The organism is Pseudomonas sp. SWRI77 (genome assembly GCF_014269105.1).
GTDB lineage: Bacteria > Pseudomonadota > Gammaproteobacteria > Pseudomonadales > Pseudomonadaceae > Aquipseudomonas > Aquipseudomonas capeferrum.
Genome location: NZ_JABWRV010000010.1, coordinates 35,423 through 60,476 on the forward strand (window position 1 = coordinate 35,423; position 25,054 = coordinate 60,476).

Sequence of the window (25,054 nt, forward strand, 5' to 3'; positions counted from 1 at the left end):
TTTAGAAGTGGACGCTGGTGGTCAGCAACGCGGTCCGGCCCGCCGCCTGGTTGGCGAAGTGGGTGGAGAACGCCTTGTCGTAGTACACCTCGTTGGTCAGGTTCTGCACGTTCAGCTGCAGGTCGACGTTCTTGGTCAGCTTGTAGGCCGCCATGGCGTCGTAACGTACATAGCTGTCGACCATGGTGGTGTTGGCCACGCTGCCGTAGACGTCATCCACATAGAACGCGCCGCCACCGACGGTGAGCTTCGGCGTGATCGCGTAAGTGGTCCACAGGCTGGCGCTGTTGTTCGGCGTGTTCGGCAGCTGGTTGCCGTCGTTGGCCTTGCCCAGCGGGCCACCGTCGATCTGGCGGGCCTGCATGTAGGTATAACCGGCGAAAACCTGCCACTTGTCGGTCAGCTTGCCGCTGGCCGACAGCTCGATGCCCTGCACGCGGGTTTCACCGACGTTTTCGTAGCTGGTGGTATCTACCTGCACGCGAGCGTTTTCCTTCTCGGTGCGGAACAGCGCGGCGGCCAGGGACAGGCGCTGGTCGAGCAGGTCCCACTTGGTGCCGATCTCGTAGTTGGTAGTTTCTTCCGGCTCCATGTCGCTGCTCAGCAGGTTGCCGGCGCGGTCGCTGGTGTTGCCCAGCGGGTTGCCTTCGGTGCCTTCACCCAGCATTGCGCCGGGTGGCGTTGCGGAGGTGGCGTAGGAAACATAGATGCTGCCGTTTTCAGCCGGTTTCCAGACCAGGCCCAGCTGGCCGGTGATGAACTCGCTGGTGTCACGGCCCTTGGAAGCAACGCCCTTGCTGTTCACCACGGTAGCGCCGGCGGCATCGTAAGTGCGGTACTGGGTGTCGAAGTGGTCGTAGCGCAGGCCCATGTTCAGCAGCCAGTCAGGCGTCAGCTCCAGGGTGTCGAACACGTAGAGGGCGCGGGTGTTGCTCTTGGTGTCGGTGCCCGCGTAGTTGCGCGCAATGTTGCCGTTCCAAGGGTCGTCCGGGTTCGGGTTGCTCAGCGAGGTGCAGTTGTAGCCGCTGCTGGCGCCGATCATGCCTGGGGTGCAGTTGCTGTTGGCGCTGCCCCCCGGCACGGTATCGGTGTCGACGGTGTAGGACGAACGCTTGCTCTCTTCGCGGCTCAGCTCGATACCGGTGGAGAAGCTGTTCTTCATGCCGCCCAGGTAGAACTCGCCAAACAGGTCAGTCTGGTTGGTGGTGGTGGCGGTGTTGCCGACGCGGCTGTTGGCACGGCGCCAGACGCTGCCGTTGTTGACGTTGCCCTTGCTGTCGTCCGGCTGGGTCAGGATGTAGTCCTGCATGCTGTTGCCATGGCGCAGGGTGTTCTTGACGGTCAGCGAGTCGGTCAGGTCGTGTTCGATCGCGAAGGTGGCGATGTCGACCCGGCTCTTGCGGAAGTCACGGCCGGTCAGGCCGTAGAAGTTGTCGCTGTCGCCACCGTCGTTCGGCTTGCTCGGGTGCGCCGAGGTGCGCCCGCCGCTGCCCGAGGTCGGGATGGTGTAGGGGATGCCCGAGTCCGGCAGGTCGTCGCTTTCCAGGTGGTAGTAGTCGAGGTTGACGCGGGTCGGCGTGCCCAGGCCGAAGGCCAGGGATGGGGCGATGCCCCAGCGGTCGTAGTTGACCTTGTCACGGCCGGCGACGTTGCTCTCGTGGGTCATCAGGTTGAGACGACCGGCGACGGTGTCGCTGAACTGGTAGTTGCCATCGAAGGTGTAGCGTTGGGTCTGGTCACTGCCCCAGGTCCAGGCGCCGTCCAGCGAGTTGCCCAGGTGCGCACGCTTGCTCACCAGGTTGATGGTGCCGCCTGCGGCGCCTCGGCCACCGATGGCCGAGTTCGGGCCCTTGGCCACTTCCACCGACTCGATGGCGAAGATCTCACGGGTTTGCGCGCCGGTATCACGCACGCCGTCCAGGTAGGTATCGCCCTGGGCGTCGAAGCCGCGGATGAACGGGCGGTCGCCCTGGGGGTTGCCGCCTTCACCGGCACCAAAGGTGATGCCAGGTACCGTACGCAGGGCGTCCTGCAGGCTGAGGGCGTTGGTGTCCTTGATCACCTGCTGCGGAATCACCGTGACCGAGCGCGGTGTATCGACCAGCGGCGCGGTGTACTTCTGCGACGAGGCTTTCTCGACCTTGTAGTCGGTGCTGGCCTGTTCGGCCTTGCCGTTGACGCTGGTGGCATCAAGGGTAACGGCACGGTTGGCGGCAGGCTCGGCAGCATAGGCGGTCGAAGCAGTGATGGCGACGCCGATGGCGGTCACGATCAGGCGTGGTGAACTCACAGCAGATGGCACGTAGTGACGCATTGGTAAGGACCTTCCCCAAGGTGATAAGGCGGCGGATCTTAATGTAAGCAATTGTGACTAACAATTGAGAGTAGTTACCATTCGTGAAGAATTTACAATCTTTACAGTTTGCCGTTACGGTTTTCGTCGGCTGAAACGTCTTAAGCGGCGAATGGGGCTTGTGGTGTGTAAAAGGTAATCAATATCATTGACACCTTTACATTTGCCCAGGTGCCGCCGCCATGCTGCTTCACATTCCCGGCCTGTTCGATGCCGACGAACTCGCGCGTATCCGTGAGGCCCTGGAGCAGGCCGACTGGGCCGATGGCAAGGTCACGGCGGGTTATCAGTCGGCCAAGGCCAAGCACAACCTGCAGTTGCCTGAAGGCCACCCGCTGGCCAAGGAGCTCGGCAGCGCATTGATCGACCGCCTGTGGAACACGCCCCGGTTCATGTCGGCAGCGCTGCCGCACAAGGTCTTTCCACCGCTGATCAATTGCTACCGCGAAGGCGGCAACTTCGGCTTTCACATCGACAATGCCCTGCGCCAGCCCAAGGGCAGCGCGGAGCGGGTGCGTACCGACCTGTCGTCAACGCTGTTCCTCAGCGACCCGGACAGTTACGACGGCGGCGAACTGGTGATCCAGGACACTTATGGCATGCATCAGGTGAAGCTGGCGGCCGGCGACCTGGTGCTGTACCCCGGCACCAGCTTGCACAAGGTCAACCCGGTGACACGCGGCCAGCGCTATGCTGCGTTTTTCTGGACGCAAAGCCTGGTGCGCGAAGACAGCCAGCGGGCGCTGTTGTTCGAGATGGACAATGCCATCCAGCAACTCACCGCCGATGTGCCCGAACACCCTTCGCTGCTGCAGTTGACGGGTACCTACCACAACCTGCTGCGCCGCTGGGCCGAGGTCTGAGACGTGTCATACCAATTGCGTCGTGAAGAAGTGATGGATGTTGCAGGCCTCAAGGCCATGCTCGAAGACAGCCCCGGCAAGGCTGCCCAGGCGATCCTGGCGGCAGCGGGGCAGGGGGCGGTCGAGGCGCAGTTGCTGCTGGGGCAGATTCTGCTCGACGGGCGTGGCATCGAAGCCGATGCCGGTGTGGCCCGGCGCTGGTTCGGCATCGCCGCCCAGGCCGGCAGTGCCATGGCGCACAACATGCTTGGGCGTTGCCTGGAACATGGCTGGGGGGGGGAGGTGAGCCTTTCGCAGGCGGCCATCCACTATGCGCGTGCGGCTGACGCGGGGCTGGGCTGGGGCCTTTACAACCTGGGTAACCTGCTGGCCACCGGGCGTGGGGTACCGGCAAACCAGGCCCAGGCGTTGCTCTGTTACGAGAAAGCGGCGCACATGGGGCATGCCAAGTCGATGAACTTGTATGGGCGTTACCTGGAACAGGGCATCGCCACGGCACCCAGCCCGGCGCGGGCGGTGCGCTGGTATCGACGTTCGGCAGAGGCGGGGGACTTTCGCGGCATGTTCAGCCTGGCGCTGGTGCTGGTCGAGCGTGGGCAGGTGGCTGAGGCTGGGCCTTGGCTGGAGCGTGCGCGGGTTGAGGGGAATGTGAATTTTCTGCGCAGTGCGGTGGCCACGCTGCAGGGCGCTGGACCGTTGCTGGTGGGGTATGCTGCCGGGTACGCCGAGGAACTCGAACAGCGTCGGGAATGAGGCCGGCATTGACACACATGAAAACGGGGCCTTTCGGCCCCGTTCTTCATTACAGGTAGTAAGCCTTCAGCGGCGGGAAGCCGTTGAATTCCACCGCGCTGTAGCTGGTGGTGTAGGCACCGGTCGACAGCCAGTACAGGCGGTCGCCGATCGCCAGGTTCAGCGGCAGGCCGTACTTGTAGTGCTCGTACATGATGTCGGCGCTGTCGCAGGTCGGGCCGGCGATGACCACTTCTTCCATCTCGCCTTTCTTCTCGGTCCAGATCGGGAACTTGATGGACTCGTCCATGGTTTCGATCAGGCCGGAAAATTTGCCCACGTCGGTGTACACCCAACGCTCGACCGCGGTACGCGACTTGCGCGCTACCAGCACCACTTCGCTGACCAGGATGCCGGCGTTGGCGATCAGCGAACGGCCTGGCTCGAGGATGATTTCCGGCAGGTCGTCACCAAAATCTTCCTTCAGGAAGCGGATGATCTCTTCAGCGTAGGTTTCCAGGCTGTTGGTACGGGTGATGTAGTTGGCCGGGAAGCCGCCACCCATGTTGATCAGTTTCAGCTCGATGCCGTCTTCTTCCTTCAGGCGCTCGAAGATCACTTTGACCTTGGCGATGGCCGCGTCCCACACGCTGATGTCGCGTTGCTGCGAACCGACGTGGAAGGAAATGCCGTACGGCACCAGGCCCAGGTCGCGAGCGAGGATCAGCAGGTCCATGGCCATGTCGGTCTGGCAGCCGAATTTACGCGACAGCGGCCAGTCGGCAGTGGTGGAGCCTTCGGTGAGGATACGCACGTAGACCTTGGAACCCGGCGCGGCCTTGGCGATGTTGCGCAGGTCGGCTTCCGAGTCGGTGGCGTACAGGCGCACGCCCTTCTCGTAGAAGTAGCGGATATCCTTGGATTTCTTGATGGTGTTGCCGTAGCTGATGCGGTCGGCGCTGACGCCACGGTCCATCACTTTGTCCAGCTCGTAGATCGAGGCGATGTCGAAGCTCGAGCCTTTGTCTTTGAGCAGGTCGATGATCTCGACCGCCGGGTTGGCCTTGACTGCGTAGTAGACCTTGGCGAATTCGAAACCGGCGCGCAGGTCGTCGTAGGCCTTGCTGATCATCTGGGTATCGATGAGTACGAACGGGGTTTCTTGCTTGTCGGCGAACGCCTTCATTTTCTGGAAGGTGTCACGCGCGAAATAGTCTTCGACCTGGATCGACATGCTCAGGGACTCCATGGGCAAACTGAAAAGATAAGTGGCTGCAAACTGAACGTCCTCCGTATCCCCACTTTGGTTCGCCTACTCAGTACTTGAGCCGGATGGATCGTTTCCAGCATGGACGTTCGGCGCGCACTTTAGGGCGTGAAGAATGCAAGATCAACAGGCAATCCGGGCATGTTCGTCGCGGATCGACGACCTGCCATTTGAATAACCGACTCATGTGACCGGCAGATGTTCCTTGGGATGTTTGAAGCGTTAAATATTGTGGAATGGACCGTATCGGCCCTTTGGCGGGTGAACCCGCTCCCATAGGGATTGCGCTAATCCTGTCGGCGCGGGGTCACCCGCGAATGGCCCTGAGGTGTTCATATTTATGGCCACATTTTCCTGGCACTGCAGTGCCTGAAATCCGTATAAATTTTTTGTTACCGACTGACGGATTTGCCGTTCTTGATGAGAAACATTACTATTCGCACCCTTATCTGCCTCCCTGACGAACCCCGACCGTGTCCGGACCCAAAGGCTTCCTCGACCACTACCATGAGCTGATCGGCACCTGGACGCGCAAGCTGCGCAGTCGTCAGCAGGCCGAGGACCTCGCTCACGATGCCTTCGTACGGGTACTGGAAAACCCCCGCGAACAGGTCGAGCAGCCCCGCGCCTACCTGCACCAGACCGCCCGCAACATTGCCGTGGACGGTTTTCGCCGTGAAGACCGGCGCCAGGTACTGGCGCTGGAAGCCTTTGAGGAAAGCGCCAGCCACAGCGGTGACCCTGAAGCCTACGTACACGCGCTGGAGCTTGCCGACAGTGTCGAGCGGGCGCTGGCCGAGTTGCCGCTCAACTGCCGGCGGGTGTTCATCTGGCAGAAGCTCGAAGGCCTGACCCAGGCCGAGATTGCCGAGCGCATGGGCTTGAGCAAGAACATGGTCGAAAAGTATATGATCCGCACCCTCCGACACCTGCGTGAGCACCTGGACGTGTCGGCATGATGAGTCAGGAGACCTTTTCGATGAAACGGCACGGTACCGATAGCGTCCGCGAGCAGGCGGCCGAATGGTTCGCCCGCGTGCAGGATGCGCCGCGGGATGCCGAGCTGCTGGCCCGCTTGCAAGGGTGGCTGGAGGCGGACCCACGCCATCGCGAGGAATACCAGCAGCTCGCCAGCCTCTGGCGCGCCGCCGACTTCATACCGCGCCAGCGCCTCGATGCCCTGTGCGCGCCAGCGCCCGTGCGCCAGCTGCCTCGGCGGCGTTTGCTGCGCCAGGCTTTGGCGGCCGGTGTGGCAGTGGTTGCCCTGGGCCTCGGCTGGAGTGGCTGGCAGTACCAGCGCCTTAATCATCAAGACCCGTTACAGACTGCCTTCGGTGAGCGCCGCCAGGTCGAACTGCCGGACGGCTCGCAGCTGACGCTCAACGGCGGTACGCAGTTGCAGGTCGATTTCAGCGCGGGGCGGCGGCACATTCAACTGAACGCCGGTGAGGCGATGTTCATCGTCGCCCACGACAGCAGCCGACCGTTCGTGGTCGACACGGCCCAAGGCAGCGTGACCGTCACCGGCACCCGCTTTGATGTACGGCTGGACCCGGCCGCCACCCGCGTAGCGGTCGAGCAAGGCTCGGTACGGGTGCAGGGCAAGGATGCTTCGCTGGCGCAACTGACGGCCGGCCTGGGCGCGCATATAGATGCACAAGGCAAGGTGGCGGCGCCCTACGCGGTCAATGCCGCAGCCCTGACTGCCTGGCGCCAGGGCAAGCTGGTGTTCGACAACGCCCCCCTGGCCGAGGTGGCGGCCGAAGTTTCCCGCTACCGCACCCAGCCGCTGCGGGTTGCCCCCGGCAAGGTGGCACAGATGCGCCTCTCAAGCACCTTCAGCACCGACGACACCGATGCACTGCTGCGCGCTTTGCCGAGCATCTTGCCGGTGGTCATCAAAGCCCATGAAGACGGCTCTCGCGAAATAATCGCGAAATAGATTCAGGTTTATTTCAGCTCGTTCGTCTTCCTCGCCAGCTGCAACTGCCAAGCATTTACATTTGCATGCGGTTGGCGTTTATCCCGCACTTCAGGATGTCTGACGACGTGAACAACAACAAATCCTTGCCACGCTTTCGCGCCCTGGCGCTGGCCCTCGCGGTCAGTGCCGTGGCCGTCAACAGCCACGCCGAACAGGCTGGCGGCGCAATCCAGATCCAGGCACAACCGCTGGCCTCGGCCCTGAGCCAATTGGGCCAGCAGACCAACCTGCAACTGTTCTACAGCCCTGAGCTTGTGGCCGGCAAACAGGCCCCGGCGGTGTCCGGCAACCTGGCGCCGGTGCAGGCGCTGCAACAGTTGCTGCAAGGCAGCGGGCTGACCTTCGAGATGGCCCAGGACACAGTGGTGGTAAAGCCGCTGCCGACCACCCTCGACCTGGGCAGCGGTAGCCTGGAGCTGGCGCCCACCGACATCAAGGTGGTCGGTGACTGGCTGGGCGATGCCGACCAGGCCGTGGTGCAGAACCACCCCGGCGCGCGCACCGTGGTGCGTCGCGAGGCCATGCTCGAGCAGGGTGCAATGAACGTTCGCGACGTGCTGCGCGGCATCCCTGGCGTGCAGGTGCAGGACTCCAACGGCACCGGTGGCAGCGACCTGTCGCTGAACGTTGGCGTGCGCGGCCTGACCTCGCGGCTGTCGCCCCGCTCGACCGTGTTGATCGATGGCATCCCGGCGGCGTTCGCCCCTTATGGCCAGCCGCAGCTGTCGATGGCGCCGATCTCTTCGGGCAACCTGGACAGCATCGACGTGGTACGCGGCGCAGGTTCTGTGCGCTACGGCCCGCAGAACGTCGGTGGGGTGATCAACTTCGTTACCCGGGCGATCCCAGAGAAGGCCTCGGCTGAGCTTTCCACCACCTTGGAAACCTCGCAGCATGGCGGCTGGAAGCACACCGAGTCGGCCTTCGTCGGCGGCACCGCCGACAACGGCATGGGCGTAGCACTGCTGTACACCGGGGTGAACGGCAACGGTTACCGCGAGAGCAACAACGGCAACGACATCGACGATGTGATCCTCAAGACCCACTGGGCCCCGACCGACGTCGATGAGTTCTGGCTCAACTTCCATTACTACGATGGCCGTGCCGACATGCCCGGCGGCCTGACCCAGGCTCAGTACGACAGCAACCCGTACCAGTCACTGCGCGACTACGACTACTTCGCCGGCCGGCGCAAGGATGTATCGTTCAAGTGGCAGCGCCAGCTCGACGACGCTACCCAGTTCGAAGTGCTGACCTACTACACCGACAGCTTCCGTGGCAGCGCCATTGCCTCGCGTGACATGAAGACCCTGTCGTCGTACCCGCGCAACTACCACACCTTCGCCATCGAACCGCGCCTGTCGCGGATCTTCTTCGCCGGCCCCACTACCCAGGAAGTCAGTGTGGGTTACCGCTACCTGAAAGAGGCCATGCGCGAGCAGTCGACCCGCCTGGCGCTGATCGACAACGTGCCGACGCCCACCTCGACCTCTGACGGCCATGTGTTCCAGGACCGTAGCGGCGGCACCGAGGCCAGCGCCTACTACATCGACGACAAGATCGACGTCGGCAACTGGACCATCACCCCCGGTATCCGCTTCGAGCACATCAACACCGACTGGCGCGACCGCCCGGTGCTGGGCGCCAACAACCGCCCGGTGGCAGAGAAGAAGCGCAGCATCACCAGCAACGAACCGCTGCCGGCACTGAGCGTGATGTACCACCTCTCCGATGCCTGGAAGGTGTTCGCCAACTACGAGACCTCGTTCGGCAGCCTGCAGTACTTCCAGCTGGGCCAGGGCGGTACCGGCAACAGCACGGCCAACGGCCTGGAGCCGGAAAAGGCCAAGACTTATGAGGTGGGTACGCGCTATGACAACGGCGGCTTCGCCGGTGAGCTGACAGCGTTCTACATCGACTTCGATGACGAGCTGCAGTACATCAGCAACGATGTCGGCTGGACCAACCTGGGCGCCACCAAGCACCAGGGTATCGAAGCGTCGGTGCGTTATGACCTGGCCGGGCTGGATTCGCGGCTTGAAGGCCTGTCGGTGAATGGCGGCTACACCTATACCCGCGCCACATACGAGGGGGAGATCCCAGGCTTCAAGGGGCGTGACCTGCCGTTCTACTCACGCCAGGTGGCCACTGCCGGGGTGCGCTATGCGATCAACCGCTGGACCTGGAACCTGGACGCCTATGCCCAATCCAAGCAGCGTGCGCCGGGCACCGGGATCAATAGTGATGGCAGCTTCAATGGTGACTACATCACCGAGCCGAGTGCCGATGGGCAGTATGGAGATATTCCGGGTTATGTGACCTGGCATGCCCGTGGGGGGTATGACTTCGGGCCGCAGATGGCCAACATGAAGGTGGCGGCGGGGGTGAAGAACCTGTTCGACAAGCAGTACTTCACCCGCTCCAGCGACAACAATGCTGGCCTCTATGTGGGTGAGCCGCGGACCTTTTATGTGCAGGCCAGTGTAGGGTTCTGATACAGCGTCGTCCCATTCGCGGGGCAAGCCCGCTCCCCACAGATGTGTGTAGGAGTGGCCTTGCCGGGGCGCCGGACCGGTCGGAAAGGGGCGCAAAGCGCCCCAAAAAAATCAGGAAACCACCGCCTCAGCCGGTGACACGATGCTGGTCTTCGCCCCACGCGATCGCCCCGAGCTCAAGTAAGCCGCAATCGACTCCTGCGTCACCTCGCCCAAGAATACCTGCTCGGCATCCAGCACCGGCAACCACGCCCGGTTGAACTCGTACATCCGCGACAGCAGGATGCGCAGGTTCTCATCGTGCGATGCGGTGGCATTGAACTGGCGCAGGAAGTCGCCGCAGGCCCCTTGCTGGCGGTGCATGTCGCGCCGGCGCACATAGCCCAGCGCCTTGTTCTGCGCATCGGTCACCACTACATAGCGGCGGTCGTGCTCGTCCAGCAGCTCCAGCGCATCGCTCACTGGCGTGTCCGGGCTGACTGACGGGGCGTTGTCCGCCGCATCTTCGGCACGCACCAGCAACAGGCGTTTCAAGGTGCTGTCCTGGCCGACGAAGTTGCTGACGAAGTCATCCACCGGGTGCGCCAGCAGGGTGTCCGGGTGGTCCAGCTGCAACAGCTTGCCGGCACGGAAGATGGCGATCTTGTCGCCCAGCTTGAGCGCTTCGTCGATGTCGTGGCTGACCATGATCACGGTCTTGTTCAACGCCCGCTGCATCTCGAAGAACTCGTTCTGAATCATCTCGCGGTTGATCGGGTCGACTGCGCCGAACGGCTCATCCATCAACAGCACCGGCGCGTCGGCAGCCAGCGCGCGGATCACGCCGATACGCTGCTGCTGGCCACCGGAAAGCTCACGCGGGTAGCGCTGCAGGTACTGCTTTGGCTCGAGCTTGATCATGTGCATCAGCTCGCGGGCGCGGTCGTGGCACTTCTGCTTGTCCCAGCCGAGCAGGCGCGGGACCACGGTGATGTTCTCCTCGATGGTCATGTTGGGGAACAGGCCGATCTGCTGGATCACGTAGCCAATGTGGCGGCGCAGGGTGACTTCGTCCAGCCCGCTGGTGTCTTCGCCATTGATGAACACCTGGCCGGAGGTGGGCGTGATCAGGCGGTTGATCATCTTCAGCGTGGTGCTCTTGCCGCAGCCCGAGGGGCCGAGGAATACGCAGATTTCGCCTTCGTTGACGGTCAGGCTGACCGCGTCGACGGCTTTGACGTCCTTGCCGTTGACGTTGAAGGTTTTGCTGAGGTTCTTGAGTTCGATCATGAGCGCAGTCCTTCTGGAGTCAGGGCACGTTGCAGGGTTTGCAGGAGCAGGTCGGCGATGATCGCCAGCAGGCTGACCAGCACGGCGCCGACCAGCAACATCGACATGTCGCTGCGGCTGATGGAGGTCAGGATGAGCACGCCCAGGCCACCGGCACCGATGGTCGCGGCGATGGTCATCACGCCGATGTTCATCACCACGGCGGTGCGCACGCCGGCGAGGATCACCGGCACCGCAATCGGCAGCTCGACCATGCGCAGGCGTTGGCCGAAGGTCATGCCGATACCGCGCGCGGCTTCACGGATACCGGGCTCGACGTTGGTCAGGGCGAGGTAGGTGTTGCGCAGGATCGGCAGCAGTGAATAGAGGAATACCGCAGTGATCGCCGGCAGCGGGCCGAGGCCTTGGCCGAACTTGGAATAGAACGGCAGCAGCAGGCCGAACAGGGCGATCGAGGGAATGGTCAGCAGCACCGTGGCGCTGGCCTGCAGCGGGCCTGCGACGGCCGGGAAGCGGGTCATCAGGATGCCCAGTGGCACGCCGACGAGGATGGCCAGGCTGACGGCGATGCCAACCAGCATGATGTGTTGCCAGGTCAGTTGCAGGACCTGGGCCCAGTCGAGGTGGGCGAAGGTGTCGAGCAGGCTCATGGCTGTACCTCCTTCAAAGGATGCTCACGCAGGAAGGCTGCGGCCACGGCGGTGGGGTTCTGGTGTTCGACGTCGACCTGGGCGTTGAGCTGGCGCATGGTTGCGTCGTCGAGCTGCTCGGCCAGCGGCTTGAGCAGGGTGGCCAGGTTGGGGTTGGCGTCGAGCACGGCTTTGCGCACCACCGGGGCGGCGGTGTAGTCGGGGAAGTAGTGCTTGTCGTCGTCCAGCAGCTTGAGGTCGAAGGCGTTCAGGCGCCCGTCGGTGGTGTACACCAGGCCGGCGAACACCTGGTTGTTGCGCATCGCGGTGTACACCAGGCCGCCATCCATCTGGCGGATGTTGCGGCGGTCCAGCGGCAAGCCGTACAGCTCGCGCAGGCCTACCAGCCCATCAGGGCGGTTGGCGAACTCGGTGTCCAGGGCCACCAGGTGGGTGCGGTCGTGCTCATCACGCAGTACCTGGTTGAGGTCGCTGATCGAGTTGACCTGCGGGTAGGCTTCGGCCACTTGCTTGGGCAGGCCCAGGGCATAGGTGTTGCTGAAGTTCGAGGGGGTCAGCCAGATCAGGCCCTTCTTCGCGTCCAGTGCCTTGACCTTGGCGTAGGTGGCCTCGGCGTTGGGCATGCGTTCGTCGATGTGGTTGTACGACACCAGCGATACACCGGTGTATTCCCACATCAGGTCGAGCTGGCCGGTCTCTTGTGCCTGGCGGGCGATGTTGCTGCCAAGGCCGGTGGTCACGCGCACATCGAAACCGTTTGCGCGCAGGTATTGGGCGGTGATTTCGGCAAGCACGGTCTGTTCGGTGAACACCCGCGCACCGATACGGATCAGCGGTTTGTCCGCTGCCTGGGCAAAACCTGCGAACAGCAGGGCCGCGCCCAGCAGCAAGGCGATTCTCTTCTTCATACGTTCCCTCTTCTTATTGGGCCAGGCCACGTTCCAGCCAGCGCCTGCTGGAGAAGCTCACCAGGGCGTCGAGCAGCAATGCCAGCAGCGCCGTACAAGCGGCGCCCAGCAGCAGCTGCGGCTGGTTGTTCAGGGCGATGCCAGGGAAGATCAGGCTGCCCAGGCTGTTGGCGCCGATCAGGAACGCCAGGGGCGCGGTGCCTACGTTCAGGGCCAGGGCCACACGCACACCGCCGACGATGATCGGCACGGCATTGGGCAATTCCACCTGCCACAGTTGCTGGCGCGGGGTCATGCCGATGCCGGTGGCGGCTTCCTTGAGCGAGGCGGGGACGTTTTTCAGGCCCTCGTAGGTGTTGCGCACGATGGGCAGGAGGGAGGCGAGGAACAGCGCGAAGATCGCGGGCCCGGCGCCGATGCCCAGGATACTGAGCGCGATGGCCAGAACGGCCAGAGGGGGGATGGTGTTGCCAACGTTGAAGAACTGCATGAAGCGTTCGGCTTTGTCGACCCGGTGCGGTCGACTTAACGCAATGCCGGCGGGGATGCCCACGGCCAACGCCGCCGCCATCGAAGCCAGCACCAGTACCAGGTGCGCTTGCAGGTAGAACCCAAGATCGTCGCGGTAACGCGCGATCGTGTCGATGCCGATCCAGTGGATCAGCAGGGCCAGGATGACGAGCACGGTGGCGCATCCCAACAGCCCTTTTCCGTAGCGTGTAGCCACAGGCGGACTCCTTGTGTTGTCGGCGAGCACACTTCTTTTTTTGCCGGCCATCACTGGCGGCGGTGGGTGTGTTCGCGAGTAGCAGCGTGATGCGTGCGCAAGGCAGCGATCAGGCCATGAGCCGAACCCCGTCGGGCCCGAAAAAGCTGATGAAACCAGTCCCCAAGCGAAGCGGGTTGCAGGGGAGTGGACGTCTCCGAGGGCGTAAAGGTTCCCATCTGAGGCGGCATTTGGCCAGTGTTAATCACTGGGTCAGTGAACTTTCGTACGAAAAAACAGCGCAATTCCTACCTTAAGGCGTTGGTTTACCTGCTTTCGATCCATTTGTCCTGATGGACAAAATTCCTCTCTCGATTTCCTTGATATCTATTTGAAGGAATATTCTTTGGGGGGTATATTTTGTCTTGGTCGATACATTTCTGTACCGAATTCGTCGTGGAGTTCGAAGGGTTCGACAAGCAGGTCCAGAAAGAGCTCGTGGCCCATCTGAGGCTATTGGAGTTTCAAGGGCCAACCCTGGGTAGGCCGAGGGTGGACACACTGAAGGGGTCTCGTCACAACAACATGAAAGAGCTGAGATTTTCTGCGTGTGATGGAGTCTGGCGTGTTGCATTTGCTTTTGACCCAGCGCGTAAAGCCGTAGCTCTGGTAGCTGGAAATAAGACGGGACTCAGCGAAGCACTGTTTTACCGGAGACTGATCAAGCGGGCCGATGATCGTTTCGACAAGTATTTACGAGAAGGAGATAGCAATGTCCAAGACACTTGATGAGGTCATTGAGAGTTTGCCACTGGAACTGCAGGTGGCAGCCGAAGCGCGAGGGCGTGAGCTGATACGCGAAGAGATGACATTGCAGGCGTTGCGCAAGCAGCTTGAGCTGACCCAGGAAAGCATGGCCGAAAGGCTGGATATCAGGCAGGGCAACATCTCCAAGGTCGAAAATCGCTCCGATATGCTGATTTCTACACTGCGCAGCTATGTTGAAGCGATGGGGGGGACGCTTGAGCTGGTGGCGCGCATGCCGGGTCGCCCTCCTGTCACCTTGGATGGGTTCACCGATAGCGCCACTAGCAGCAAGTAACTCAGCATCCGCTCCACGGGGGGCGGGGATCAAATTTTGGTCCCCGGCCAAACTCAGGTATGATATTGCCCCTTTTCGAATCCCCCAGTCAGGCGATTTCCCATGACCAACCAGGCCGCCGAAGTCGCGAAGCGCCGCACTTTCGCAATTATTTCCCACCCCGACGCCGGTAAGACCACCATCACCGAGAAGCTCCTGCTGATGGGCAAGGCCATTGCCGTCGCCGGTACCGTGAAGTCGCGCAAGTCCGACCGCCACGCCACCTCCGACTGGATGGAAATGGAGAAGCAGCGCGGCATCTCCATCACCACCTCGGTGATGCAGTTCCCGTACCGCGAGCACATGATCAACCTGCTCGATACCCCCGGCCACGAAGACTTCTCGGAAGACACCTACCGCACCCTGACCGCAGTGGACTCGGCGCTGATGGTGCTCGACGGCGGTAAAGGTGTAGAGCCGCGGACCATCGCCCTGATGGACGTCTGCCGCCTGCGTGACACGCCCATCGTCAGCTTCATCAACAAACTCGACCGTGATATCCGCGACCCGATCGAACTGCTCGACGAAATCGAGGCAGTGCTGAAGATCAAGGCCGCGCCAATCACCTGGCCGATCGGTTGCTACCGCGACTTCAAGGGTGTGTACCACCTGGCCGGCGACTACATCATCGTCTACACCCCGGGCCACGGCCATGAGCGTACCGAGGTAAAAATCATCGAGAAGCTTGATTCCGATGAGGCGCGTGCGCACCTGGGTGACGAATATGATCGCTTCCTCGAACAGCTTGAGCTGGTGCAGGGCGCCTGCCATGAATTCGATCAGGACGAGTTCATCAACGGCCAACTGACCCCAGTGTTCTTCGGTACCGCACTGGGCAACTTCGGTGTCGACCATGTGCTCGACGCCGTTGTCGACTGGGCGCCGCGCCCGCTGGCCCGTGTGGCGCACGAGCGTACCGTGGAGCCGGTAGAAGAGAAGTTCACAGGCTTCGTGTTCAAGATCCAGGCGAACATGGACCCGAAACACCGTGACCGTATCGCCTTTATGCGCATCTGCTCGGGCAAGTACGAGAAGGGCATGAAGATGCGCCACGTGCGTACCGGCAAGGACCTGCGCATCGGTGACGCACTGACCTTCTTCTCGTCCGAGCGCGAGCAGCTGGAAGAAGCCTTTGCCGGCGATATCATCGGCCTGCACAACCACGGCACCATCCAGATCGGCGACACCTTCACCGAAGGCGAAGCACTGGGCTTCACCGGTATCCCGCACTTTGCTCCGGAGCTGTTCCGCCGTGTGCGCCTGAAGGACCCGCTCAAGTCCAAGCAGCTGCGCCAGGGCCTGCAGCAGCTGGCCGAAGAGGGGGCGACCCAGGTGTTCTTCCCCGAGCGCAGCAACGACATCATCCTCGGTGCGGTCGGTGTGCTGCAGTTCGACGTAGTGGCCAGCCGCTTGAAGGAAGAGTACAAAGTCGAGTGCGCCTACGAGCCGATCACCGTGTGGTCGGCGCGCTGGATCAGCTGTGATGACAAGAAGAAGCTTGAGGAATTCCAGACCAAGGCCATGGAGAACCTGGCCATCGACGGTGGCGGCCACCTGACCTACCTGGCGCCGACCCGGGTCAACCTGGCGTTGATGGAAGAGCGCTGGCCGGATGTGAAATTCCGCGCTACTCGCGAGCACCACTAAAAGCAGCTTCGAGCCTCAAGCTGGAAGCTACAAGTGGAAGCGAGCCTGTATTGGCCCGCCTTTCTTGTAGCTTGCGGCTTGAAGATTGCAGCTGTTGTCAGTTTCCGGCTTTGATACTGGTCCAGATCCGGGTGCGAATGCGGTCGAGCTTGGCCGGCATCGCCTCCAGCGCATACAGCTTGCCCATCACTTCGTCACTGGGGTAAATCATCGTATTGCCCTTCATCGCCGGGTCCACCAGGCCATCAGCCTTGAGGTTGCCGTTGGCGTACTGCACGTGGTTACTGATGTTGGCCATCACCTCCGGCTGCAGCAGGTAGTTCATGTAGGCATACCCCGCCTTCTCATCGGGGGCATCGGCCGGCATGGCAACCATGTCGAACCACATCGGCGCGCCTTCCTTGGGGATCGAATACCCCACCTTCACCCCATTCTTTGCTTCATCAGCGCGGTTTTTCGCCTGCAGCACGTCACCGGAGAAGCCCACCACCACGCAGATATCGCCATTGGCCAGGTCACCGGTGTACTTGGATGAATGGAAGTAGCTGATGTACGGCCGCACCTTCATTAGCAAGTCCTTGGCCTTCTCGTAGTCCTTCGAGTCCTGGCTGTGATGCGGCAAGCCCAGGTAATGCAGGGCAATCGGCAGCAGCTCGGGGCCGTTGTCCAGCACCGCGACGCCGCAGCTTTTCAGCTTGCTCATGTACTCGGGCTTGAAGATCAGGTCCCATGAGTCCAGCGGCGCGTTGTCGCCGAGGACTGCCTTGACCTTATCGATGTTGTAGCCAATGCCCGTGCTGCCCCAGAGGTACGGGAAGCCGTACTGGTTGCCCGGGTCGTTGACCTCAAGTGCCTTGAGCAGCACCGGGTTGAGATTTTGCCAGTTGGGCAACTGCGACTTGTCCAGCTTCTTCAGGGCCTTGCCCTGAATCTGCCGGGCCATGAAGTGGTTGGACGGAAACACCACGTCGTAGCCGGAATTGCCGGTCATCAGCTTGCCATCGAGGGTTTCGTTGCTGTCGTAAACGTCGTAGGTGGGATTGATGCCGGTGGTTTGCTGAAAGTGCTTCAGGGTGTCCGGCGCGACATAGCTGGACCAGTTGTAGATCTTCACCGTGTCGGCGGCGTTGGCCATGCTGGCGGCCAGCATCAGAGGTGCAAGAAGAAGGGTGCGCATGTCGGGTTTACCTTGCTTTGTCTGTTGTTATCGAAGGCAGGCGATCAGCGGATCAGAAAATAAGCACGTAAGTCTTGCGCACGGTCTCCAGGATGTCCCACGTGCCGGTGCTGTTGGCCGGTAGCGTCAGTGCGTCTCCGGCTTCTATGTAGAGGGGCTCGCCACCGTCGGGGGTGAAGGTGCAGCGGCCCTTGATGATGTGGCAGAACTCTTGTTGCACGATCTGCCGTCGCCAGCGCCCGGGGCTGCACTCCCAGATGCCGGTTTCGACGCCATCGCTGCGCTCCACGCAGGTGACCGAGGTCACCGCCACGGGCTCGCCGAGCGGCACTGCGACCGGGTTGGTGCTGTCCAGGACGGCGCTTTCAGTGTGTTTGAAGTGAGTGATGTTCATGACCGGTGGATCCTGTGTAGGTGAACGGTAAGTCAGTGCATGAAGCCTTCCATGAAGTCTGCCAGTGAGCTGGCCAGGCGCCGCCGCCACGGTGCGCTGGCGCGGTTGGCGAGGGTGCGGTCCTCGTGGACGAAACTCTGGATGATCGCGTTGTAGCCCAACCAGCGGCAGGGCTCGGGTGGCCAGCTGGCCAGGCTCGACAATGGGCGGTTGTCGAGTACCCAGGGTTGCGCGGTCAGTGCGTTGTGCTGGTTGAGGATCAGTGCCGCCAACGTCCGCCCGCCGAGGTTGGTGGCGCCGACCCCCTCGCCGCCGTAGCCGCCGGCCAAGGCGATGCCGCGCTGGCGGTCGCACAGCATGTGCGGTCGGAAGCGTCGGGCCATGCCCAGGTTGCCGCCCCAGGAGTGGGTGATGCGCACATGCTTGAGCTGCGGGAACAGCTCGCTGAACAGGTAGCGGCGCAGTTCGACTTCGGCTTCGGTAAGGGTGAAGTCTTCGCGCAGGCGGCCACCGAAGCGATAGCCGCCACGGGCGCCGAACACCAGGCGGTTGTCGGCGGTGCGCTGGCCGTAGGTAACCTGACGGCTGCTTTCGCTGAAGGCTTGGCCCTCGGCCAGGCCGATCTGCTCCCAAATCGAATCGGGCAGTGGCTCGGTCGCCACCAGCAAGCTCTGCACCGGTAGCTGATGCTTGCCCAGCGGTGGCAGGCTGGCGGCGTAACCTTCCACGGCGGGCACCGTCCACTGGCAGCGGATGCGCGCCAAGGGGGTGCGAACTTCACCGGGCTGCCAGTCGATGGCAGGGGTGTTCTCGTAGATCGGCACGCCCAGCGCCTCTACCGCTCGGGCCAGGCCGCGGGCCAGCTTGGCGGGCTGGATGGTCGCGGTGTGCGGGCTGTAGATCGCGCCGTAGGCGTTGCTCACCCGCAGTTGTGCGTCCAGTTGCTCGGGCCGCAGCCAGCGGTAGTCATCCTCGGTCATGCCCTGGCGGTACAGGTCATCGAGGTAGGCACGCAGGCTGCGTTCCTGTTCCGGGTAGCGGGCGGCGCAGTACAGCACGCCACCTTTGCGGTAGTCGCAGTCGATGGCTTCGCGTTGCAGCACGGCGTGGACTTCATCGGGGATGCCATGCAGCAGGTCGATGCTGGCGCGGCGTTGTTGCGGCGACAGAGCGGCAAGCAGGCGGTCTTCGCCGAGCAAGTTGCCCATCAGCCAGCCGCCATTGCGCCCAGAGGCGCCGAAGCCGGCGATGTTGGCTTCGATCACGGCAATGTTCAGCTGGGGCGCCTGGCGCTTTAGGTAGTACGCGGTCCACAGGCCGGTGTAGCCGGCGCCGATGATGCACACGTCAACGTCAAGGTCGTTTCGCAGTGCCGGGCGCGCGCACAGCGGCTCGTCGAGCTGGTCCATCCACAGGCTGAGCGTGCGCAGGGGTTGCATCAGTTTCGGCTCCACATCCGTCAAGGTCTGTGGGCGATCCTAGTGGCGTTGGGGGAGGGCTGTCTTACGTGCGTGCACGCAGGGAAATTTGCTTGAGGTAGGCCTTGGGTGTGAGCCCGGTCTGTTCACGGAAGCACTTGTAGAACGCCGACAGCGAATTGAAGCCCGCGCTGAACGCCAGCTCATCGATCGTTGCCTCGACGCTGTCGTCGTTCAGGCTGGCCATCAGGTGCTGTAGCCGCGCCTGGTTCACGTAGCGGTAGAAGCTTTGGCCAAGCACCTGGTTGAGCAGGTAGGAGATCTGGTTGCGGCTGTAGCCGCTGGCATCGGCGACCTGCTGCAAGTCAAGTTCAGGGTCGAGGTAGGGGCGTTGACGCTGGAAGTAGCACTCCAGGTCCTGGGCCATGGTCGACAGCTGGCGCGGTGAAAGGCCCAGGCGGCTGGTGGCCGGGCGCGGGCCGCTGCCAGCTTGCTCTCGGTTGTTCTGCCGGACCAGCGTGGCGTATTCGTTGACGCGCCAGATCAGCCCGTCCTTGACGGTGATGGCCTCGCTGGACTGGAACGCCACCAGGCCTTCACCGCCCTGCACCGTGACCTGGTACTGGATGAACGCAGTGCAGCCATCGACGCGGATTCGGTCGCTGTGGACGATGTCCTCGCCGGCTTCATGGGGCAGGCAGGCGCGCACGTAGTCGCGCAGCGCGTCGAAGCCGAGCACGCGGTTCTGGAAGAAGTCGTGGTACTGGACGTCGGGGTGATAGAGCGCGATCACGCCGTCGAGGTCGCGGTGCTTCCAGCACAAGTGGTAGCGCATCACAGTTTCGGCGGTGATGGGCGTCTGTTGCGGGCCGTCGGCTGGGTACTGGGAGGTCATGGGCAGATAGTGCCAGATCAACCGGCATTGCAGAACACGGCGTTGGCGTGTGGTGAATCCGGCATTTTGCACGGTCCTTGGTTGGCCCAGTGATTTAAGTCATTGATTCAGTTGGGTGTCATTTTTTGACACAACTGGCACACCCCCTGCACTGGCTCTAGGGCGAACGGACTTGTTGATCACTACAAAGGCGAAAAACCATGATCCCCTCTGCCGATTACCCGTATGTCGATTCACAGCATCGCTCTGGCGTGTCCTGGGCGGCCATTTTAGCGGGGGCCGCAGCGGCTGCCGCGTTGTCATTGATCCTTGTGGTGCTGGGTGCGGGGCTAGGCTTCGCGGCTACCTCACCCTGGGCTGATGAAGGTGCCAGCGCCCAGACCCTGGGTGTTTCGGCGATCATCTGGCTGCTACTGACACAGATCTTCGCCTCAGGCTTGGGCGGCTATATCGCCGGTCGGCTGCGGGTGAAGTGGGCCAATCTGCAGGGTGATGAAGTGTATTTTCGTGATACGGCCCATGGCTTCCTTGCCTGGGCAGTGGCCACGCTGGTGGCGGCCATGTTGATACTGAGCACCGCCGGTGGCCTTGCCACTGCCGGTGCGCAGGCCGGGGCGAGCGCGGTAGGGGCTGCCGCCAGCATGGCGCCAAAGCCTGATCCCAATGCCTATTTCGTTGACAGCCTGTTCCGCAATGACGGCCCGGCACCTGTCAGTGATGACGCCGCCAATGGTATTGCGGCGCGCATTATTGCCAAGTCCATCGCGCAAGGGACGCTGGCCGAAAGTGATCGCGCTTACCTGGCGCAACTGGTGGCCCAGCGTACCCGCTTGAGCCAGGCCGAGGCCGAGGCACGGGTTGATCAAGTGTTCGCTCAGGTTCAACAGGCCAAGGTAGAGGTGCAGCAGGCCGCTGACACGGCAGCCAAAGTGGCGGGCTGGACGGCCCTGTGGACCTTCGTTGCACTGTTGTGTGGGGCATTCTTCGCCAGCCTTGCCGCGCTGCTCGGTGGCCGTCAGCGTGATCGCGTCGTATGGCTGGAAGCTGAAGGGGTGGACTACACCGCGCGTCGTACCATTCAACGTTAAGTAAGGAGAAACATCATGCGCTCATTACTGCTGTGGATGATTGGGGTGCCGATTCCGGTGATTATCCTGATTGCGATATTCATGCATTGAGAGTCTTGGGGGCGCTTTGCGCCCCTTCGCGGGGCAAGCCTCACACTGATCTAGAGAAACTGCTCCGCATAGTGGCACGCCACCTGCCGCGTCCCCACCTGCCGAAACGCTGGCACCTCCTTCCCACACCGTTCCGTTGCATACGGGCAGCGCTTGTGAAAGGCACACCCATCCGGCGGGTTCAATGGGTTGGGCAGCTCACCGACAATCCTGATCTTCGGTTTCAGCGGGTCGGGGTGGATCGCCGGCGTTGCCGACAGCAATGCCTGTGTATAAGGATGCAGCGGCTTCTCGTAGATGTCCGCCTTAGGCCCCATCTCCGCCGGCCGCCCTAGGTACATCACCAACACGTGGTCCGCCACATGCCGCACCACGGCGAGGTTGTGCGAGATGAATACATAGGCTGTATTGAATTCCTTCTGCAGGTCCATGAACAGGTTCAGCACCTGTGCCTGGATCGACACGTCCAGCGCCGAGGTCGGCTCGTCCGCCACCAGCACCTTGGGCTGTAGCATCATCGCCCGGGCCAGGGCGATACGCTGGCGCTGGCCACCCGAGAACATGTGCGGGTAACGCTGGTAATGCTCGGGCCGCAGACCGACCTGCTCCATCATCTTCTGCACTTTCTCGCGCCGCTCGGCCTTGCTCAACGAGGTGTTGATCAACAGCGGCTCGGCCAACTGGTCGCCGATCTTCTGCCGCGGGTTCAGCGAGGCATAAGGGCTCTGGAAGACCATCTGCACGTCACGGCGAAGTTGCTTGCGTTCGGCCTTGCTGGCGCCCTTGACCTCGGTGCCGGCGATCTGCAGCGAGCCGGACGAGGGCTCTTCGATCAAGGTCAGCGCGCGGGCCAGGGTCGACTTGCCGCAGCCGGACTCGCCGACCACGGCCAGGGTCTTGCCGGCCTCCAGTTCGAACGACACGCCATTGAGCGCGCGCACCAGGGCGTGGCCCTTGGACAGGCCACGGGACACTTCGTAATGGCGAGTCAGCTCGCGGGCAGTGAGTACGACGGCCATCACGCCACCTCCTGGTTCAGCGGGTAGAAACAACGCACCAGGCTATGTGCCTGGGGGGCGAGGGGGGGGCGCTGTTGCCGGCAGTTGTCCTGCACGTAGGGGCAGCGCGGCGACAGCAGGCAGCCTTGCGGCCGGTCATAGCGACCGGGGACGATGCCGGGCAACGTCGCCAGGCGCTCGGCACCCAGGCTGTGCTCGGGGATCGCCGCCAGCAGCGCTTCGCTGTAGGGGTGCGCTGGCACGTCGAACAGCTCGGGCACCTGGCCCACTTCCACGGCCTGGCCTGCATACATCACACAGACACGTCGCGCGGTTTCGGCCACCACGGCCAGGTCATGGGTGATCAGGATGAGCGCCATGTTGCGCTCCTTCTGCAGGTTCACCAACAGCTCCATGATCTGCGCCTGGATGGTGACATCCAGGGCCGTGGTCGGCTCATCAGCGATCAGCAGCTTGGGTTCTCCGGCAATCGCCATGGCAATCGCCACGCGCTGGCTCATACCGCCGGACAATTGGTGCGGGTAAGCGTCCAGGCGGCTTTCTGCGGCCGGGATCTCGACTTTTTTCAGCAGCTCCAGGGCACGCTGGCGCGCCGCCTTGCCCTTCAGGCCCAGATGCTGGCGCAGTACTTCCTCGATCTGAAAACCTACGGTGTAACTTGGGTTGAGCGCGGTCATCGGGTCCTGGAAGACCATGGCGATGTCCTTGCCCACCACCTTGCGCCGCTGCCGGCCGCTGAGCTTGAGCATGTTGGTGCCGTTGAACGTCAGGGTGTCGGCGGTGATGCGCCCGGGGGCGTCGATCAGCCCCATCAAGGCCATCATGGTGACCGATTTGCCCGAGCCGGATTCGCCGACGATGGCCAGGATCTCGCCGGCATCCACTGCCAGGTCCAGGCCGTCGACCACGGGTACCGCGTTGGCGTCGCCGAAGCGCACGTTGAGGTTGTTGATCTGCAACAGTGACATGGCGTTCTCCTCAGGCGGCGTTCTTGAGTTTCGGGTCCAGCGCATCACGCAGTCCGTCGCCCATCAGGTTGATTGCCAGCACGCTGAGCAGAATGGTCACCCCAGGCAGGCTGACCACCCACCAGGCGCGTTCGATGTAGTCGCGGGCCGAGGCCAGCATGGTGCCCCACTCGGGCGTTGGCGGTTGCACGCCCAGGCCCAGGAAACCCAGGGCCGCGGCGTCGAGGATCGCCGAAGAGAAACTCAAGGTGGCCTGCACGATCAACGGCGCCATGCAGTTGGGCAGCACAGTGACGAACATCAGGCGCGGCAGGCTGGCACCGGCCAGGCGGGCGGCGGTGACGTAGTCGCGGTTCAGTTCACCCATCACTGCGGCGCGGGTCAGGCGCACATAGGCGGGCAGCGAGACGATGGCGATGGCGATCACCGTGTTGAGCAGGCCGGGGCCGAGGATGGCGACGATGGCCACCGCCAGCAACAGCGACGGCAGGGCCAGCATCACGTCCATCAGGCGCATGATCGAGGGGCCGAGCAAGTGCGGGAAGAAGCCGGCCAGCAGGCCCAGCAGAATCCCCGGGATCAGCGAAATCACCACCGACGACAAGCCGATCAGCAGTGACAGCCGGGCACCCTGGATCAACCGCGACAGCAGGTCGCGTCCCAGCTCGTCGGTACCGAGGATGAATTGCCAGGTCCCCCCTTCGAGCCACACCGGTGGGGTCAGCAGGAAGTCGCGGTACTGCTCGCTCGGGTCATGTGGGGCGACCCAGGGGGCGAACAGGGCGCAGAACACCACCAGGCACATGAAGGCCAGGCCCATCACCGCGCCCTTGTTGCGCGAGAAGGCGTGCCAGAATTCCTTGTACGGCGAGGGGTAGAGCAGGCTTTGGTCCACCGGGCTGGCCGGTGTGACGGGTTTTGCAAGTGGACTGGTCATGGCGGGGGTCTCAGCGCTGATGACGGATGCGTGGGTTGGCCAGGCCGTAGAGGATGTCCACGACGAAGTTGACCAGAATCACCAGGCAGGCGATCAAGAGGATGCCGTTCTGGACCACGGGGTAGTCACGGGCACCGATGGCTTCGATCAGCCACTTGCCGATGCCCGGCCAGGAAAAGATGGTTTCGGTAAGCACCGCACCGGCCAGCAACGTGCCGACCTGCAGGCCGAATACAGTGAGCACCGGGATCAGCGCATTGCGCAGGCCGTGCACGAACACCACGCGGGCCGGCGACAGGCCTTTGGCGCGGGCGGTGCGGATGTAGTCTTCGCGCAGCACTTCGAGCATCGACGAGCGGGTCATGCGGGCGATCACCGCCAGCGGAATGGTGCCCAGCACGATGGCCGGCAGGATCAGGTGCATCACGGCGTCCTTGAACGCGCCTTCTTCGTCGCTGAGCAGGGTATCGATCAACATGAAACCGGTTTTCGGCTCGATGTCGTAGAGCAGGTCGATGCGCCCGGACACCGGCGTCCAGCCCAGGCTGACCGAGAAGAACATGATCAGGATCAGCCCCCACCAGAAGATCGGCATGGAGTACCCGGCGAGCGAAATGCCCATGACCCCGTGATCGAACAGCGAGCCGCGCTTGAGCGCGGCGATCACCCCGGCCAGCAACCCGACGATGCCGGCGAACAGCAGCGCGGCAAAGGCCAGCTCCAGGGTGGCTGGGAACAGGGTGAGGAATTCGGTCCACACGCTTTCGCGGGTGCGCAGCGATTCACCCAGGTCACCCTGGGCGAGCTTGCCCACATAGTCCAGGTACTGGACCGGCAGCGGCTTGTTCAGGCCCAGGCGCTCCATGGCCTGGGCGTGCATTTCGGGGTCGACCCTGCGCTCGCCCATCATCACTTCCACCGGGTCGCCGGGGATCAGGCGTATGAGCGCGAAGGTCAGCAAGGTGATACCGAAAAAGGTCGGGATCAGCAGGCCCAGGCGCCGGGCAATAAAACTCAACATTGTCGGGGTTACCTCATCAGCCGTTGTACGGC

At 62.7% G+C, this 25,054-nt stretch carries 23 protein-coding genes; 9 read left to right on the top strand and 14 right to left on the bottom strand.

The genetic code is table 11. The features are described 5' to 3' along the window. Window position 1 precedes the first annotated feature (1 nt). The gene (locus tag HU766_RS12070; RefSeq protein ID WP_186656991.1) at window positions 2–2,314 is read right to left on the bottom strand and encodes a TonB-dependent siderophore receptor; all 2,313 of its coding nucleotides are present in this window, start codon (window positions 2,312–2,314) and stop codon (window positions 2–4) included. Window positions 2,315–2,535: 221 nt separating this feature from the next. Here HU766_RS12070 and HU766_RS12075 point away from each other — a divergent pair, with 221 nt between their 5' ends. After that, the gene (locus tag HU766_RS12075; protein WP_186656995.1) at window positions 2,536–3,216 is read left to right on the top strand and encodes a Fe2+-dependent dioxygenase; all 681 of its coding nucleotides are present in this window, start codon (window positions 2,536–2,538) and stop codon (window positions 3,214–3,216) included. 3 nt (window positions 3,217–3,219) lie between these two features. Then, the gene (locus HU766_RS12080; protein WP_186656997.1) at window positions 3,220–3,969 is read left to right on the top strand and encodes a tetratricopeptide repeat protein; all 750 of its coding nucleotides are present in this window, start codon (window positions 3,220–3,222) and stop codon (window positions 3,967–3,969) included. A 49-nt stretch (window positions 3,970–4,018) separates the two neighbouring features. Here HU766_RS12080 and HU766_RS12085 read toward each other — a convergent pair whose 3' ends face one another. Then, complete coding sequence (locus HU766_RS12085) at window positions 4,019–5,182, bottom strand: type III PLP-dependent enzyme (protein ID WP_047581355.1); 1,164 nt, start codon at window positions 5,180–5,182, stop codon at window positions 4,019–4,021. A 506-nt stretch (window positions 5,183–5,688) separates the two neighbouring features. Here HU766_RS12085 and HU766_RS12090 point away from each other — a divergent pair. The 3 genes from HU766_RS12090 (at window position 5,689) to HU766_RS12100 (ending at window position 9,694) form a co-directional block, all read left to right on the top strand. Further along, a complete protein-coding gene (locus tag HU766_RS12090; RefSeq protein ID WP_186657000.1) occupies window positions 5,689–6,174 on the top strand; it encodes a sigma-70 family RNA polymerase sigma factor in 486 nt (161 codons plus the stop codon). A gap of 20 nt (window positions 6,175–6,194) precedes the next feature. Continuing rightward, complete coding sequence (locus HU766_RS12095; RefSeq protein WP_186657003.1) at window positions 6,195–7,157, top strand: FecR family protein; 963 nt, start codon at window positions 6,195–6,197, stop codon at window positions 7,155–7,157. A 107-nt stretch (window positions 7,158–7,264) separates the two neighbouring features. Continuing rightward, window positions 7,265–9,694 (top strand): TonB-dependent siderophore receptor, encoded by a 2,430-nt coding sequence (locus HU766_RS12100; protein WP_186657006.1) that lies wholly within the window; start codon window positions 7,265–7,267, stop codon window positions 9,692–9,694. A 111-nt stretch (window positions 9,695–9,805) separates the two neighbouring features. Here the strand turns inward: HU766_RS12100 and HU766_RS12105 are convergent, their stop codons facing one another. From HU766_RS12105 to HU766_RS12120, 4 genes are read right to left on the bottom strand one after another with little or no spacing between them, the layout of a single operon-like run. After that, entirely contained in the window at window positions 9,806–10,963 is a 1,158-nt protein-coding gene (locus tag HU766_RS12105; protein WP_033701154.1) for an ABC transporter ATP-binding protein, read from the bottom strand. Next, window positions 10,960–11,613, bottom strand: a complete 654-nt coding sequence (locus HU766_RS12110) for an ABC transporter permease (RefSeq protein ID WP_008090677.1) — start codon at window positions 11,611–11,613, stop codon at window positions 10,960–10,962. Before HU766_RS12110 ends, HU766_RS12105 begins: the two co-directional genes overlap by 4 nt. Beyond that, on the bottom strand, window positions 11,610–12,521 hold the full coding sequence (locus HU766_RS12115) for a glycine betaine ABC transporter substrate-binding protein (protein ID WP_186657010.1): 912 nt from the start codon (window positions 12,519–12,521) through the stop codon (window positions 11,610–11,612). The genes HU766_RS12110 and HU766_RS12115 overlap by 4 nt, the downstream gene beginning before the upstream one ends. A 13-nt stretch (window positions 12,522–12,534) precedes the next feature. Further along, complete coding sequence (locus tag HU766_RS12120) at window positions 12,535–13,248, bottom strand: ABC transporter permease (RefSeq protein ID WP_033701148.1); 714 nt, start codon at window positions 13,246–13,248, stop codon at window positions 12,535–12,537. Window positions 13,249–13,683: 435 nt separating this feature from the next. On the opposite strand from HU766_RS12120, the gene HU766_RS12125 reads away from it, so the two are divergent. The 3 genes from HU766_RS12125 (at window position 13,684) to HU766_RS12135 (ending at window position 16,015) form a co-directional block, all read left to right on the top strand. Beyond that, window positions 13,684–14,016, top strand: a complete 333-nt coding sequence (locus tag HU766_RS12125) for a type II toxin-antitoxin system RelE/ParE family toxin (RefSeq protein WP_258714449.1) — start codon at window positions 13,684–13,686, stop codon at window positions 14,014–14,016. Next, the gene (locus HU766_RS12130; protein WP_033701147.1) at window positions 14,000–14,329 is read left to right on the top strand and encodes an XRE family transcriptional regulator; all 330 of its coding nucleotides are present in this window, start codon (window positions 14,000–14,002) and stop codon (window positions 14,327–14,329) included. Before HU766_RS12125 ends, HU766_RS12130 begins: the two co-directional genes overlap by 17 nt. Before the next feature lie 102 nt (window positions 14,330–14,431). Further along, window positions 14,432–16,015 (top strand): peptide chain release factor 3, encoded by a 1,584-nt coding sequence (locus HU766_RS12135; protein ID WP_033701146.1) that lies wholly within the window; start codon window positions 14,432–14,434, stop codon window positions 16,013–16,015. Window positions 16,016–16,112: 97 nt separating this feature from the next. On the opposite strand, the gene HU766_RS12140 is transcribed toward HU766_RS12135, so the two are convergent. From HU766_RS12140 to HU766_RS12155, 4 genes are all read right to left on the bottom strand, one after another. Then, complete coding sequence (locus HU766_RS12140; RefSeq protein ID WP_186657014.1) at window positions 16,113–17,192, bottom strand: polyamine ABC transporter substrate-binding protein; 1,080 nt, start codon at window positions 17,190–17,192, stop codon at window positions 16,113–16,115. A 52-nt stretch (window positions 17,193–17,244) separates the two neighbouring features. Next, window positions 17,245–17,586: a cupin domain-containing protein gene (locus tag HU766_RS12145; protein WP_033701144.1), complete on the bottom strand. Its 342-nt coding sequence runs from the start codon at window positions 17,584–17,586 to the stop codon at window positions 17,245–17,247. A gap of 32 nt (window positions 17,587–17,618) precedes the next feature. Continuing rightward, on the bottom strand, window positions 17,619–19,025 hold the full coding sequence (locus HU766_RS12150) for an FAD-dependent oxidoreductase (RefSeq protein ID WP_186657017.1): 1,407 nt from the start codon (window positions 19,023–19,025) through the stop codon (window positions 17,619–17,621). A 64-nt stretch (window positions 19,026–19,089) separates the two neighbouring features. After that, window positions 19,090–19,899, bottom strand: a complete 810-nt coding sequence (locus tag HU766_RS12155) for a nuclear transport factor 2 family protein (protein WP_186657020.1) — start codon at window positions 19,897–19,899, stop codon at window positions 19,090–19,092. A 200-nt stretch (window positions 19,900–20,099) separates the two neighbouring features. On the opposite strand from HU766_RS12155, the gene HU766_RS12160 reads away from it, so the two are divergent. After that, window positions 20,100–20,987: a hypothetical protein gene (locus HU766_RS12160; RefSeq protein ID WP_186657022.1), complete on the top strand. Its 888-nt coding sequence runs from the start codon at window positions 20,100–20,102 to the stop codon at window positions 20,985–20,987. 140 nt (window positions 20,988–21,127) lie between these two features. Here the strand turns inward: HU766_RS12160 and HU766_RS12165 are convergent, their stop codons facing one another. From HU766_RS12165 to HU766_RS12180, 4 genes are read right to left on the bottom strand one after another with little or no spacing between them, the layout of a single operon-like run. Beyond that, window positions 21,128–22,096, bottom strand: coding sequence for a peptide ABC transporter ATP-binding protein (locus HU766_RS12165; protein ID WP_186657025.1), 969 nt, complete (start codon window positions 22,094–22,096; stop codon window positions 21,128–21,130). Beyond that, complete coding sequence (locus HU766_RS12170; protein WP_033701138.1) at window positions 22,096–23,064, bottom strand: ABC transporter ATP-binding protein; 969 nt, start codon at window positions 23,062–23,064, stop codon at window positions 22,096–22,098. Before HU766_RS12170 ends, HU766_RS12165 begins: the two co-directional genes overlap by 1 nt. A 10-nt stretch (window positions 23,065–23,074) precedes the next feature. Next, window positions 23,075–24,001 carry an ABC transporter permease subunit gene (locus HU766_RS12175; protein ID WP_033701137.1) on the bottom strand — a complete coding sequence of 309 codons (927 nt, stop codon included), beginning with the start codon at window positions 23,999–24,001 and terminating at the stop codon, window positions 23,075–23,077. Between the two features lie 10 nt (window positions 24,002–24,011). Next, window positions 24,012–25,022: an ABC transporter permease subunit gene (locus HU766_RS12180; protein WP_016485006.1), complete on the bottom strand. Its 1,011-nt coding sequence runs from the start codon at window positions 25,020–25,022 to the stop codon at window positions 24,012–24,014. Window positions 25,023–25,054 lie beyond the last annotated feature (32 nt).

What these genes read in the sequence shown, in the direction of transcription:
- HU766_RS12085 (WP_047581355.1), bottom strand. Translation starts at nt 5,182, where the DNA reads ATGTCGATCCAGGTCGAAGACTATTTCGCGCGTGACACCTTCCAGAAA.
- HU766_RS12130 (WP_033701147.1), top strand. Translation starts at nt 14,000, where the DNA reads ATGTCCAAGACACTTGATGAGGTCATTGAGAGTTTGCCACTGGAACTG.
- HU766_RS12145 (WP_033701144.1), bottom strand. Translation starts at nt 17,586, where the DNA reads ATGAACATCACTCACTTCAAACACACTGAAAGCGCCGTCCTGGACAGC.
- HU766_RS12180 (WP_016485006.1), bottom strand. Translation starts at nt 25,022, where the DNA reads ATGTTGAGTTTTATTGCCCGGCGCCTGGGCCTGCTGATCCCGACCTTT.
- HU766_RS12150 (WP_186657017.1), bottom strand. Translation starts at nt 19,025, where the DNA reads ATGCAACCCCTGCGCACGCTCAGCCTGTGGATGGACCAGCTCGACGAG.
- HU766_RS12160 (WP_186657022.1), top strand. Translation starts at nt 20,100, where the DNA reads ATGATCCCCTCTGCCGATTACCCGTATGTCGATTCACAGCATCGCTCT.
- HU766_RS12115 (WP_186657010.1), bottom strand. Translation starts at nt 12,521, where the DNA reads ATGAAGAAGAGAATCGCCTTGCTGCTGGGCGCGGCCCTGCTGTTCGCA.
- HU766_RS12155 (WP_186657020.1), bottom strand. Translation starts at nt 19,899, where the DNA reads ATGACCTCCCAGTACCCAGCCGACGGCCCGCAACAGACGCCCATCACC.
- HU766_RS12070 (WP_186656991.1), bottom strand. Translation starts at nt 2,314, where the DNA reads ATGCGTCACTACGTGCCATCTGCTGTGAGTTCACCACGCCTGATCGTG.
- HU766_RS12165 (WP_186657025.1), bottom strand. Translation starts at nt 22,096, where the DNA reads ATGGCCGTCGTACTCACTGCCCGCGAGCTGACTCGCCATTACGAAGTG.
- HU766_RS12135 (WP_033701146.1), top strand. Translation starts at nt 14,432, where the DNA reads ATGACCAACCAGGCCGCCGAAGTCGCGAAGCGCCGCACTTTCGCAATT.
- HU766_RS12110 (WP_008090677.1), bottom strand. Translation starts at nt 11,613, where the DNA reads ATGAGCCTGCTCGACACCTTCGCCCACCTCGACTGGGCCCAGGTCCTG.
- HU766_RS12170 (WP_033701138.1), bottom strand. Translation starts at nt 23,064, where the DNA reads ATGTCACTGTTGCAGATCAACAACCTCAACGTGCGCTTCGGCGACGCC.
- HU766_RS12095 (WP_186657003.1), top strand. Translation starts at nt 6,195, where the DNA reads ATGAAACGGCACGGTACCGATAGCGTCCGCGAGCAGGCGGCCGAATGG.
- HU766_RS12175 (WP_033701137.1), bottom strand. Translation starts at nt 24,001, where the DNA reads ATGACCAGTCCACTTGCAAAACCCGTCACACCGGCCAGCCCGGTGGAC.
- HU766_RS12140 (WP_186657014.1), bottom strand. Translation starts at nt 17,192, where the DNA reads ATGCGCACCCTTCTTCTTGCACCTCTGATGCTGGCCGCCAGCATGGCC.
- HU766_RS12105 (WP_033701154.1), bottom strand. Translation starts at nt 10,963, where the DNA reads ATGATCGAACTCAAGAACCTCAGCAAAACCTTCAACGTCAACGGCAAG.
- HU766_RS12075 (WP_186656995.1), top strand. Translation starts at nt 2,536, where the DNA reads ATGCTGCTTCACATTCCCGGCCTGTTCGATGCCGACGAACTCGCGCGT.